At 57.2% G+C, this 12,514-nt stretch carries 10 protein-coding genes; 3 read left to right on the top strand and 7 right to left on the bottom strand.

The annotated features are described in order from the left end of the window. Positions 1-14 precede the first annotated feature (14 nt). Entirely contained in the window at positions 15-1,451 is a 1,437-nt protein-coding gene (locus QLG07_RS18745; RefSeq protein ID WP_099753283.1) for an EmmdR/YeeO family multidrug/toxin efflux MATE transporter, read from the bottom strand. A gap of 132 nt (positions 1,452-1,583) precedes the next feature. Beyond that, on the bottom strand, positions 1,584-2,480 hold the full coding sequence (locus tag QLG07_RS18750) for a Kdo hydroxylase family protein (RefSeq protein ID WP_282469886.1): 897 nt from the start codon (positions 2,478-2,480) through the stop codon (positions 1,584-1,586). Between the two features lie 174 nt (positions 2,481-2,654). On the opposite strand from QLG07_RS18750, the gene QLG07_RS18755 reads away from it, so the two are divergent. Next, entirely contained in the window at positions 2,655-3,665 is a 1,011-nt protein-coding gene (locus QLG07_RS18755; RefSeq protein ID WP_282469887.1) for a LacI family DNA-binding transcriptional regulator, read from the top strand. 46 nt (positions 3,666-3,711) lie between these two features. On the opposite strand, the gene QLG07_RS18760 is transcribed toward QLG07_RS18755, so the two are convergent. The 3 genes from QLG07_RS18760 to dacD form a co-directional block, all read right to left on the bottom strand. After that, positions 3,712-4,029 carry a DUF496 family protein gene (locus tag QLG07_RS18760; RefSeq protein WP_048915616.1) on the bottom strand — a complete coding sequence of 106 codons (318 nt, stop codon included), beginning with the start codon at positions 4,027-4,029 and terminating at the stop codon, positions 3,712-3,714. 161 nt (positions 4,030-4,190) lie between these two features. Continuing rightward, a complete protein-coding gene (locus tag QLG07_RS18765) occupies positions 4,191-5,249 on the bottom strand; it encodes an FUSC family protein (protein ID WP_099753280.1) in 1,059 nt (352 codons plus the stop codon). Between the two features lie 235 nt (positions 5,250-5,484). After that, positions 5,485-6,666 carry a serine-type D-Ala-D-Ala carboxypeptidase DacD gene (dacD, locus tag QLG07_RS18770; RefSeq protein ID WP_282469888.1) on the bottom strand — a complete coding sequence of 394 codons (1,182 nt, stop codon included), beginning with the start codon at positions 6,664-6,666 and terminating at the stop codon, positions 5,485-5,487. A gap of 233 nt (positions 6,667-6,899) precedes the next feature. Between dacD and lysM the strand changes: the two genes are divergently transcribed. Next, positions 6,900-7,340, top strand: a complete 441-nt coding sequence (gene lysM, locus QLG07_RS18775; protein WP_048915610.1) for a peptidoglycan-binding protein LysM — start codon at positions 6,900-6,902, stop codon at positions 7,338-7,340. Positions 7,341-7,560: 220 nt separating this feature from the next. Further along, on the top strand, positions 7,561-8,988 hold the full coding sequence (gene sbcB / locus QLG07_RS18780; protein WP_282469914.1) for an exodeoxyribonuclease I: 1,428 nt from the start codon (positions 7,561-7,563) through the stop codon (positions 8,986-8,988). 155 nt (positions 8,989-9,143) lie between these two features. Here sbcB and QLG07_RS18785 read toward each other — a convergent pair whose 3' ends face one another. Together QLG07_RS18785 and QLG07_RS18790 are read right to left on the bottom strand one after the other, a co-directional pair. Continuing rightward, the gene (locus QLG07_RS18785; RefSeq protein WP_048915608.1) at positions 9,144-10,511 is read right to left on the bottom strand and encodes an APC family permease; all 1,368 of its coding nucleotides are present in this window, start codon (positions 10,509-10,511) and stop codon (positions 9,144-9,146) included. Positions 10,512-10,967: 456 nt separating this feature from the next. Continuing rightward, positions 10,968-12,386 carry a glutamine synthetase family protein gene (locus QLG07_RS18790; protein WP_282469915.1) on the bottom strand — a complete coding sequence of 473 codons (1,419 nt, stop codon included), beginning with the start codon at positions 12,384-12,386 and terminating at the stop codon, positions 10,968-10,970. Positions 12,387-12,514: the final 128 nt, after the last annotated feature.

The raw sequence follows: 12,514 nt of genomic DNA on the forward strand, positions 1-12,514 counted from the left end.
CGTGCCAGTCTGTGCTAATCCTTCGGCTCCTTCACCAGCGGGCGGTATTTCCACAGCCATTTACCGCTGTCCAGCCGGCGATAGAAGCAGGAGCCGCGGATCATCCAGTCCAGCACCATACCTAACCAGATCCCCACCACGCCAAAACCGAGCACAATCCCCAGCAGGTAACCGGCCACGATGCGTCCGCCCCACATGCTGAGCAGCGACACCCACATGGTGTAACGCGCATCGCGCGCGCCTTTTAATCCGGCGGGCAATACCCATGAAGCCGCCCAGAACGGCATAAACGCGGCGTTGAGCCACACCAGCATTTTCACCACGTGGATCACCTCTTCATCACGCGTGTAGAACTGTGCCAGCAGCCCGGCAAACGGCACCGTCAGCAGCGCCAGCGCGCACAGCCCAATGGTCGACAGCCAGAATATATAGCGCAGCAGGCGCTCCGGCTGGCCCAGCTGGCCCCGGCCAAGGCGGGTGCCGACGATAATAGTGGAAGCAGAACCCAGCGCGTTACCCGGCAGGTTAATCAGGGAGACGATAGAAAATGCGATAAAGTTACCGGCGATAACATCGGTGCCCATCCCGGCGACGAACACCTGGGTCAGCAGCTTGCCGCCGTTAAACAGCACGGACTCGATACTGGCCGGGACGCCAATACCGAGCACTTCGCGCAGGATGTTGAGATTGAGCCGGGTGAAGTAGCTTTTCAGGGAGATTTTCAACGCCGGGACGAAGCCAATCACCAGCACGTAAATCACGGCAGCGGCCCCGATATAGCGTGAAATGGTCAGCCCGAGTCCCGCCCCGACAAACCCCAGACCGTGCCAGGAGAAGCAGCCGTAGATCAGCACGCTGCTGATAACGATGTTGAGGATGTTCATGCCGCCGTTGATCAGCATCGGGATTTTGGTATTCCCGGCGCCGCGCAGCGCGCCGCAGCCGATCAGCGCGATAGCCGCCGCCGGGTAGCTCCATGCGGTCGTCTGCAGATAGGAGAGCGCCAGCGCTTTCACCTGCGGCTCCGCTTTGCCTGCAATAAGGTCGATGATCTGCGGGCCGATAAACTCAATCGCCAGCGCCAGCAGCACGGCGAACCCCGTCATAATAATCAGCGACTGGCGCGCCGCGGCAACTGCCCTCTCCCGGTTCAGCTTGCCAAGGCTAAAAGCCACCACCACGGTGGTACCGAGATCGATGGCGGCAAAAAATGAGATCACCACGATATTGAAGCTGTCCGCCAGCCCGACTCCGGCCATCGCTTCCGACCCGAGCCAGCTGACCAGGAAAGTACTCAGCACCCCCATCAGCAGAACGCAGAGGTTTTCAAAGAAGATCGGCACGGCCAGCGGGGTGATTTCTCGCCAGAAGAGTATCCGCAGGGAACGTCGTTTCGGATACCACGCACTGTGCTGGATAGCCTGCAGCAGTGAAGTTCTGAAGTTTAGCAAGAGTATTCCAGTTTATTACCAGAGGAGGGGGTCACAGTTATCATGGTAAAGGGACAGGGTTTCTGCAAAGTCTTTTTATGTATCAAAGTGCAGCAAAAAAAAAGGGCCTCCATTGCAGATGCCCTTTGCCACTCAGACCAGCGGTCGCTGCAGCAGCTTTTCAAGGATCGTGAGCGGCGCATTTTGTGGATTTCTCATTCCGGCCACCGGCAGGAAAAAGGTCTGCTCCATCATAAACTGCCCGCTCATCGCCGCATGTGGCGTTTGATCGGCGAAGCAGATCCAGCTACTGCCTGCCGGCAGTTCCAGTGCCACCTGCGGGCCCTGCTCCTGATAGCGCAGGTCAGCTTTCATTGCATCGTGCAGCTGCAGCATCAGATGATCGTAATGGGTACGGTAGGATTTGGTGATGCCAAGACGCTGCTGCAGCCAGCTGCCGAGCGGCGAGTACCCTTTCAGGCGTGAGATAAAACGCTGCGCTAATACCGGGAAAGGTTCCCCCACCCGCCAGCGGCGGCTTTCACCGTGGGGATGGATATTGGAGAAGATGCGCAAAATACGCTCGCCGTGATTAGGCCGCGACGGGAAGGCATCGACGTGCAGTCGGCTGTCGTCCTTGCGCCACGAGGTGGCATCGCGCCACGCGGCAATCGGGTGCAGGCGCAGGGTGTTGGCCGGGGAGTGTAACCACGCGCGGTAATCAGGCAGTATGCCGTCGATCAACCGCAGAGAGTGCTGGTAGTGACGCACCATCAGCGCTTTAACCTGCGGTAGTTTGCTGTCATCGGCCACACCGTTAACCCGATCTGTCTGCGGATTAAAGCTGATGTTTTTGCGCTTCGCATCGACCAGCTGCGGCGTTAACAGCATCTGTTCTTCGGCTGTCAGAGCGAAAGCCAGCTGGGGCAGAAACAGCACTTTACCCTGCTCCAGCGCATCAATAGCGCTGGTATCCACCACAGACTCATCCCAACGCGTGTTGGGCAGTGTTCGAATCACCAGCTCCTGAGATAAAGATTGTTCAGACATTTGATATCCTTATTGCATGCCACAAAGGGAACTTCTACCCGGCCATTATAGAGAGACGATGGATTTTTGATTAAACCCCGACTAAACGATCCAGCCCCGGAACCGCCTGCGGTAAAGCGAAAGATGCGCGCGCGATTTGTTGCTACACTGCGCCATCAAAAACAGGAGTGACCTATGAAACCCCGTTCCGTGACGCTGGAAGATGTCGCCCGTGCCGCTGGCGTCTCGTATCAGACCGTCTCCAGAGTGCTGAACCATTCGCAGCAGGTCTCCGGAAAAACCCGCCAGCGGGTTGAGGCAGCGATGCAGGCGCTTAACTATGTGCCAAACCGGGTGGCACAGCAGCTGGCGGGCAAGAATACGCGCACGCTCGGCCTCGCCACCAGCGACCTCGCGCTGCTGGCTCCGGCGCAGATTGCCTCCGCCATTCAGCAGCGCGCCAGCCAGCTGGATTACCACCTGGTGATAGCGATGGCGGGCAGCGGCGGCGCACGCCAGGCGGTCAGCGACCTGCTGGCACAGCGCGTCGACGCGCTGATAATCAATATCCCGCTTGATGCCTCTGCCGCCAGCCAGATTGAGCAGATGGCGGGGTCCCTGCCCTGCATCTTTCTGGATGTGGCGGAGGATGCCGCGGTGGCGATATGCAGCTTCAGCGCACAGACCGGCGCACGCCAGGGGGCCGAGCATCTTTTGCAACTGGGGCATCGGCGAATTGCGTTATTAAACGGGCCGGCGGACTCGGTGGCGGCGCAGGCGCGCAGCAAGGCGTGGCTGGCGGTGCTGAAGGAACGGGATCTGGCACCCTCACAGCAGCTCAGCGGCGACTGGAGCGCAGAGTCGGGCTACCGCGCGGTGATGCAGCTGGACGATGCGGCACGCTCTACGGCGCTGTTAGTGGCTAACGATCAGATGGCGCTCGGTGCGATGCAGGCGCTGCACCAGCTTGGCGTGGCGGTACCTGCCGGGATGTCGGTGGTGGGCTATGACGATACCGCCGACAGCGCCTGGTATCAGCCGCCGCTGACCACGGTGCGCCAGGATATGCGCCAGCTAGGTGAATGCAGCGTGAACTGGCTGGTGGCTAAGCTGGAAAACCCCGCTGCCTGTGAGGCGCTGACGCCTTTTGCCACTACGCTGGTGGTGCGCGCCAGCACCCGTCAGGCTCCGGAACAGCAGGCATAAAAAAGCCGGACAGATTGCCCGGCCTTTATCATGCTGGCGTTCGCCGTTACGCTTTCGGCTCGCCCATCGCTTTCAGCTTCTTCGACAGATCGCGACGCTCTTTAGAGAGGTCGGCATTTTTGATGATGTAATCATCCACGCGATCTTCGTAATCGCTGCGCATGCTGGAGATAATCTCCTGGATAGCTTCCACGCTCATGCCGGGTTTAATGTACTCACCCAGGTTGTCGAGCAGCAGAACACGCTTCTGGTTATCACGGATTTTCTTTTCGTTGTCGTGAATTTCACGTTGCAGCTTGTTCTTACGACGAAACATACGCACGAACTCCAGTACGTCCTGAAATGATTGCTTTGCATTTTCCATGAAGACACCTTTCATTTGGGCCTGCTTACACAGGCATCATTGTCGTAGCCATCAGATTAGCGGCGCGCCGCTGGCGATGGCAATTTTAAACTTGCAGAATCGGATTGGGCCTATCTTACCCTGAAGCGACCCGCCTCGCAGTAAGTTGTTGCTGGATCATTCTATTTTCGCAGCGCCAGGCGAATAAGTTCCGATAACCGCTCCAGCTGCCGGACCATCTCCAGACTGAGCCAGACGTAGCCGTGAATGGGGGTTTCCACCAGTTCGTCACTGTCAGACTCGGCGATCAGCTGGCGCAGTTCCCGCGTTATCTCCACCAGTTCTTCGCTGTTTGCCCCAATCTTGTCGGTATTTCCTTCCACGATAGCCTGCGACAGCGCCCGCAGCGTATTTTCGGTCATCTGCTGGGTGCGGCGCAGCGCCGGGGCGTTCAGCATAATCAGGTGGCTCTGGCGCGACGCCCACCAGGCATTGAGCTGCAGCTCCAGCGTGCAGACCAGATTGCGGTTCAGCGTCTGTATCCCTTCAAATACCGAGCGCGGCGTGCGCGTCTCTTTACTGGAAGGTTCGATCAGCGCGCGCATCTTAATCACATTACTGAGCAGGCGCTGTAACGGGCGCGTCAGGCGCGGTTTTTCAACAAGGTTGGGAGAGAAACCGGCGTGATAAACCCGCGCGGTTTCCAGCAGCAGATCGGACAGCTGAATGCGCCAGTGGGTGTAGGCTTTTTGCGGCCAGATGCTGGTGAACAGCAGCGCCAGCAGCGAGCCGAGGATCACATCACCGCCGCGCCACAGGGCGGTGGTCATATCCCCCGGGATCCCGCCGCAGATCACCGCCAGGGTGATGCCAATCAGCAGCGCCATATAGGGCTGTTTGCCCAGCGTCAGAAAGCCGCTGATAAACATGATCGCCGCGCACCACAGCAGCATGCCCGGCAGCGAGATCAGCTCCAGCCTGAGCGCGATCAGCCCGGAAATTGAGCCATACAGGGTGCCGCCAATGCGCTGCAGCGCGCGCGGGAAGACATTGCCCCAGAAGGATATCGGACCCATCACCACCACCAGCGTGATCAGCGGCCAGCTGCCCTCGGGGATCTCCATCAGCCTGACCAGCAGGAAGGTAAGCACGAAAGCCAGCGCGATACGCACGCCGTGCACTGTGCGGTAATTACGATATACGTTGAACTGCAGGGCCGAGATCGGCTTGTCCGGTCGCAAAACAGGCTCCGAAAGATGGGGGTCTCTGCGCGCCATGATACCTGAAGTCGGGGTCGGGAAAAGGCGTAGAGCGACGCTTTTCGGATGTTTTTTCACTCATTTATGGCGAGTTTACGGCAGAAAACATTGAATTTACCGGGGAGATACAGCCCGTTAATAATCCATTACCTTGCCGATGAATTTATTAACTTTTAAATAACATGGCCGCAGGGAGGCGGCCATGGAAAAATCAGCCTTACAGCTTGCGCTTGATATAGTCTGAAATGCGCGTGATAACGCCTGCCTCTTCTATCGGCTGCAGCGCCACCAGCGGATAGCTGGCCAGCTGTTTATCGCCCTCAACCAGTTGAATAGTGCCGACCTGCTCGTGCAGCTTAATCGGCGCTTCCAGATCCTTGCGGTCGATGACGTACTTGGCTTTGACCTTCTGCACTGCATCGCGTGGCAGGGTAAGATAGACGTCATTTTCACTGCCCAGAGAAATGCGGTGCGGGTTGCCGTACCAGACATTTTCATGGCCAATCTCTTTGCCCGCGTGGAACAGCTGGACGGTATCGAAATTGCTCTGGCCCCAGATCAGCAGTTTGCGCGCCTGCTCTTCACGCCCTTTCGGGCTTTTACCGCCCATCACCACGGCAATAAGGCGGCGCTGACCGTCCACGCTGGAGGCAATGATATTAAAGCCGGCGCTTTCGGTGTGGCCGGTCTTCAGCCCGTCGACGTGCAGGGTTTTGTCCCACAGCAGGCCGTTGCGGTTCTGCTGGGTAATGCCGTTCCAGGTGAGCGACTTCTCGCTGTACATCTGGTAGAAGTCCGGCTCGCCGCTGATGATCGCCCGAGACAGCTTCGCCAGGTCGCGCGCGGTGGTGAACTGGCCCGGTGCATCAAGCCCGTGAACGGTTTCAAAGTGGGTATTACTCAGGCCAAGCTTTTCAACATACTGATTCATCATGGTGACAAAGTTTGCCTCGCTGCCCGCAACATAATCGGCAAGCGCCACGCAGGCATCATTGCCCGAATCGATAATCACGCCGCGGCTTAAGTCGCGCACCGAGACCTTCTCCCCCGGCTTGAGGAACATCAGCGAAGAACCTTTAAATACCGGGTTGCCTGCTCCCCAGGCATCCTGCCCGACGGTGACCATGTCATCACGGCTAATCCGCTTTTTATCAATAGCGCGGTCAACCACATAGCCGGTCATCAGCTTGGTCAGACTGGCCGGATTGCGGCGCTCATCCGGGTTGCCGGAAGTCAGGATCTGCCCGGTAGTGGCATCCATCAGCACCCAGGAAGCGGCATCAATCGCCGGGGAGGTCATTGGGAACGCCAGTGCGTCAACGCCCGGGTTGTTTTCGGCATAGGCTACGGAACTCAGGGCCATAACCACGGTTAAACTTACAAGCTGACGCTTTTTCAACGCTCAATCCTCAATACGGTAACAGATAAAAAAACTGCGCATGTTGTACGGGATCCTTTGGCATTTTGTGTGAATAAATTGCAAGAAAATATGAATAAATCAGCCGATTAAACGATGAAAGTCGGGTCTCATTTCCGATAAAATTTTAACCGGGTCGGGCATCTGCTGCGCAAAACGTGCCGGGGCGTCTAAACTTAAGCTGCTCTACTCACCCACTAACAGGAGTTATGGACATGGGACTGCTTGATTTCGTTAAAGAGGCCGGAAGCAAAATTATTGAGGCCTTCTCCGGCAATGCACACGCGCAGGCGACTGCAATTGAAGATGACCTGAAAAAATCGGGGATCCCCGGTGCTGATAAGGTCAAGGTTGAGGTCAATGGTGACAAGGTCGTGGTTACCGGTGATGGCCTGACGCAGGAGGAGAAAGAGAAGATCATCGTCGCCGCCGGCAACGTGAAGGGTATCAGCAGCGTAGATGATAAGATTACCGTCACCTCGGTAGCCGTTGAGGCCAGATTCTATACCGTTGTTTCCGGTGATACCCTGAGTGCCATTGCCAAGAAAGAGTATGGCAACGCCAACGACTACAATAAAATTTTCGAAGCCAACAAGCCGATGCTGAGCCATCCGGACAAGATCTACCCGGGCCAGAAGCTGCGCATACCGCAGTAATCCTGCGCCTGACCTTACCTGACCGGCGAAATGCCGGTTTTTTTTCGTCTGACACCGCTGCTGCGACGCTTCAGCCTGTCGGGGATATGGTTTACCATAAGGCATATCACTAAAACGCATCGCTCAGGAGAAAGCTCAGGATGAAGGTAGAGGGATTTTCCCGCCAGACTCAATGCTGCGTTTTCAGGAAGTTAATTATTAAGTGGACCGCCATAACATCATGAAAAACGCCACCAGCCAGCCCACCTTCCTTTTTCACGATTACGAAACCTTTGGTAAAAGCCCGTCGCTGGACCGTCCTGCGCAGTTTGCCGGCATCCGTACCGATATGGATTTCAACATCATTGGCGAGCCGGAGGTGTTTTACTGCCAGCCTGCGGATGACTATCTGCCGCAGCCGGAAGCGGTAATGATCACCGGGATTACCCCGCAGATTGCCCGCGCCCGTGGGGTGCCGGAAGTGGAGTTCACCCGCCGCATTCATCAGCTGTTCAGCGAGCCAAACACCTGCGTGGTGGGGTACAACAACGTGCGTTTTGACGACGAAGTCAGCCGTAACCTGTTTTATCGCAACTTTTACGACCCTTACGCGTGGAGCTGGCAGCACGGTAACAGCCGCTGGGACCTGCTGGACGTGATGCGCGCCTGCTATGCCCTGCGCCCGGACGGGATTGCGTGGCCGGAAAATGATGATGGCTTCCCCAGCTTCCGCCTTGAGCACCTGACCAAAGCCAACGGCGTGGCCCATGACAACGCCCATGATGCGATGTCGGACGTTTATGCCACCATTGCCATGGCCAGGCTGGTCAAAGAGAAGCAGCCGCGCCTGTATGACTTCCTGTTCAGCCACCGCAATAAACTGAAGATCACCGCGCTGGTCGATATTCCGCAGATGAAACCGCTGGTGCATATTTCCGGCATGTTTGGCGCAGCGCGCGGCAATACCAGCTGGATCGCCCCGCTTGCCTGGCACCCGGAAAACCGCAATGCGCTGATAACCTGCGATCTCGGCGGTGATATGTCGCCGCTGCTGGAGCTGGACGCCGACGCGCTGCGCGAGCGCCTGTACACCCGCCGCGACGAGCTGGGGGATGCCTCCCCGGTACCGCTGAAACTGGTGCATATCAACAAATGCCCGGTGGTTGCCCCGGCGAATACCCTGCGCCCGGAAGATGCCGAGCGCATCGGCATTGACCGCCAGCGCTGCCTGGATAATCTCGCCCTGCTGCGTCAGCATCCGGAAGTGCGCGAAAAAGTGGTGGCGCTGTTTGCGGAAGCCGAACCCTTTACCCCGTCGGAAGATGTCGATGCGCAGATCTACAACGGCTTTTTCAGCGATGCCGATCGCAACGCGATGAATATTATTCGCCAGACTGCCGCGGAAAATCTGCCGGCGCTCGATCTGACCTTCAACGATGCGCGTATTGAAAAGCTGCTGTTCCGCTACCGCGCGCGCAACTTCTTCGGCACGCTGGATGACGCCGAGCAGAAGCGCTGGCTGCAGCATCGCCGTGAGATGCTGAACCCTGAACGGGTGCAAAGCTATGTGCAGGAGCTGGAGATGCTGTTTAATCAGTACGAAGGGGAGCAGGAGAAGCTGGATCAGCTGAAGGCGTTGTTCGAGTATGCGCGAGAGCTGGTGTCGTAGGGGCGAGGTAAACCTCGCCCAGGGTCAGGTAGGGGCGAGGTAAACCTCGCCCAGGGTCGTAGGGGCGAGGTAAACCTCGCCCAGGGTCAGTAGGGGCGAGGTAAACCTCGCCCAAGGTCAGGCATGCCTGACCCCTACGATCATATCATCGAGAATTACAGCCCTTCTTCGCTCCACTGCGGCACCGGGTTACGGAAGCTGCGGGTGACGAACGCCAGGTAGACCAGGCCGATTGCGGCCCACACCAGCCCCAGCACCATCGAGCTCTCTTCCAGGTTCGCCCACAGAGCACCTACGGTCAGTGCGCCAAGCAGCGGCAGGATCAGGAACTTGAAGTTGTCTTTCAGAGTCTTATTGCGCTTCTCACGGATCCAGAACTGCGAGATCACCGACAGGTTAACGAAGGTAAACGCCACCAGCGCACCGAAGTTAATCAGCGCCGTTGCGGTCACCAGGTCGAAGGTGATCGACGACAGGGCAATCGCGCCAACCAGCAGCACGTTCAGCGCCGGGGTGCGCCACTTCGGATGGATATAGCCGAAGAAACGCTCCGGGAACACGCCGTCACGGCCCATCACGTACATCAGACGCGACACGCCCGCATGGGCTGCCATGCCGGATGCCAGCACGGTGACGCAGGAGAAGATCAGGATGCCGAACTGGAAGGCTTTACCCGCCACGTACAGCATGATTTCCGGCTGCGACGCGTCCGGATCTTTGAAGCGTGAGATATCCGGGAAGTACAGCTGCAGGAAATAGGAGACCACGACAAAGATCACGCCGCCAATCAGTGCGGTAAGGAAAATCGCTTTCGGGATCACGCGCTCTGCGTCTTTGGTCTCTTCCGACAGTGAGCTGATACCGTCAAAGCCAAGGAACGAGAAGCAGAGTATCGTCGCCCCGGTGATCATCGGCACCACATGCGCATTCTCAGACCAGAATGGTTTACTGCTGACCAGCGTCCCGGCACCTTCGCCGTGCGCCACGCCATACACCACCATCCCCATGATAACCACCATCACCGCCACCTGCAGCACCACGATCACGCTGTTAAAGTTGGCCACGGTTTTGATGCCTTTGAGGTTGGAGAGCGTCATAAAGCCCACCAGCAGTACCACAAAGATCCACGATGGAATGCCGGGAACCAAAGCTTCCCAGTAAATTTTCGCCAGCAGAATGTTGATCATCGGCATAAACAGATAATCAAGCAGCGAAGACCAGCCGACCATAAAGCCGACGTGCGGGCTGATGGCTTTCTGCGCATAGGTATAGGCCGAACCCGCAGACGGGAAACGGCGCACCAGCTGGCCGTAGCTCAGCGCGGTAAACAGAATAGCAATCAGCGCGAATGCGTATGCGGTCGCGACGTGGCCGTCAGTCAGGCCGGAAACAATGCCGAAAGTATCGAACAGTGTCATCGGCTGCATATAAGCCAGACCCATCATAACAACAGGCAGTAACGTCAGCGTTTTTTTCAGATGTGCACGCGGCTGTGCGGCTGGAGTAGCGGTACTATGCGACATGGTTCAGCCTCCCCATAGCGTCAACCTTTCTGGGTTGAACCACAGGGAAACTTCGCATTATGCGAGAGCTTTTCGAAAGAGGATTCATGGAACGACAGGCAGGAGTGATGGTGTAACCTGCTGTGGCGCCGTAGTCATCGCGCTGGCGAATCCCAGCCGATACCGGAGTAAGAAGATGTTGCCCCATGTTTGTTTCCTCAATGTACACGTCACCGTGTTTTTAAAAGCGTATATCCATCCGGTTCTGGACCGGCCTCATTAGAATGCGAAAGTCCTGCGCTTTGCATACAGATAAAAAAATACCGCCGCCGGGGTAAATCCAGCGTCGGTTTTATGTTGCAAATTGCAAGGCGCATATTTTGCACCATAACAAAGCAGTATGACAAGTGTCAGAGACGTTTAATGCCATTTTTTTGCCGAAAAGAGCGGGTAAGGCTTGCTCGTCCCCTGCGGCACTTAGGCGTTTTTCAGCATCCAGTCGATTTCGGTAGCGGTGATCAGGCGCTCAAAGTGCATCAGTTCGTGATGCTTGCAGCTGTGCCAGACAAAGCCGAAGCGCTTCCCTAACAGTTTCTGCAGGGCATGATTCTGCTCAAACTCGTAGAGCGCATCGCTCTGACGGATCGGCAGTGGGTTACCCTCGGCCTGGTGGCCGTTACCTTTTACCGCAGGCGGCAGTGGCAGCTGATTATCGAGGCCGTGCAGGATACCGGCAAGAATCGCCGCCATCACCAGATAAGGATTGGCATCGGCCCCCGCCACGCGATACTCCACGCGATGATTATCGCTATCACCACAGGGAATGCGCAGCGCGACGGTGCGGTTATTGTGCCCCCAGGAAGCCTGAAGCGGAACGAAGGCATCCGGCAGGAAGCGGCGGTAGGCATTGACGTTAGGGGCCAGTAGCGCCATCGAGGCGGGCATCAGGTCGATCATCCCAGCCAGCGCACGCTTCAGCAGCGGCGAGTCGCTGCCGTCATCGCAGGCAAAGGCATTGTGGTCGGCGGCATCCAGCATGCTGATATGCACGTGCATGCCGCTGCCCGCGTACTCCTCATACGGCTTCGCCATAAAGGTGGCGTTCATGCCGTGCTGCTCGGCCACCTGACGCACCAGGCGTTTCAGCTGCACCGCATGGTCGCAGGCGCTTAGCACGTTGCGGGTGTGGTGCAGGTTAATCTCAAACTGGCCTGGCGAAGCCTCTGCCAGCGCCCCGTCGGCGGGGATGCCCTGCTGACGGGCAATCGAGTCAATATCCCGCAGCACGTCAGAGAAGTGGTCAAGATTATCGACGGAGTAAACCTGGCTTTGCATATTGCGCTCGTCGCTACCCGGCGAGCACGGCGGCTGGATATAGCCCTCTGCATCGCGCTGCTTGTCGACCAGATAGAACTCCAGCTCTACCGCTACCACCGGGAACAGTCCTCGATTGCGCAGCTGTTGCCACAGCTGATTGAGGACATTACGGGGTTCAACGTCAAAGGGAGTGCCATCTTGATTGCACATGGTCAGCAGGAGCTGTGCCAGATGTTGCGGGTCAGCCGCAGAGGGGATAAGGGTGCCTTCAACCGGCATGCAGATATTATCAGGCTCGCCCAGCGCCTGACCGAGCCCCGCCTCTTCCACTGTATTGCCCAGAATGTCCATGGCGAACACCGAAGCCGGGAAGTAGCAGCCTTTGTCGAGCTTGAGCAGGCTGGCGATGGGGATGCGCTTACCGCGAAAAACACCGTTTAAATCATTAAGCAGAATATCGACGTACTGAGTTTCAGGATGGCGTTCCAGATAAGCTTTCACTTCATTCCGGAACGCGCTGGTTCGTTTCTCTTCACTGTGCCGCGTGAAGTCTTCTACTTCGACGATATTAGTCATGATGCACCTGCCCGCATGAGGTTTATGTAGTCGGCGCCCGCTCAAAATAACGGCCACTCCCTTAACATAGCGTCAACATAAAAAGTGTGCAAATGTTACTGACAGCTTTATTTTTGCCCGCATTGCGTTTG

It is taken from the genome of Erwinia sp. V90_4 (genome assembly GCF_029967685.1).
Classification (GTDB): Bacteria; Pseudomonadota; Gammaproteobacteria; order Enterobacterales; family Enterobacteriaceae; genus Erwinia; species Erwinia aphidicola.

What these genes read in the sequence shown, in the direction of transcription:
- sbcB (WP_282469914.1), top strand. Translation starts at nt 7,561, where the DNA reads ATGAAAAACGCCACCAGCCAGCCCACCTTCCTTTTTCACGATTACGAA.
- lysM (WP_048915610.1), top strand. Translation starts at nt 6,900, where the DNA reads ATGGGACTGCTTGATTTCGTTAAAGAGGCCGGAAGCAAAATTATTGAG.
- QLG07_RS18785 (WP_048915608.1), bottom strand. Translation starts at nt 10,511, where the DNA reads ATGTCGCATAGTACCGCTACTCCAGCCGCACAGCCGCGTGCACATCTG.
- QLG07_RS18760 (WP_048915616.1), bottom strand. Translation starts at nt 4,029, where the DNA reads ATGGAAAATGCAAAGCAATCATTTCAGGACGTACTGGAGTTCGTGCGT.
- QLG07_RS18750 (WP_282469886.1), bottom strand. Translation starts at nt 2,480, where the DNA reads ATGTCTGAACAATCTTTATCTCAGGAGCTGGTGATTCGAACACTGCCC.
- QLG07_RS18755 (WP_282469887.1), top strand. Translation starts at nt 2,655, where the DNA reads ATGAAACCCCGTTCCGTGACGCTGGAAGATGTCGCCCGTGCCGCTGGC.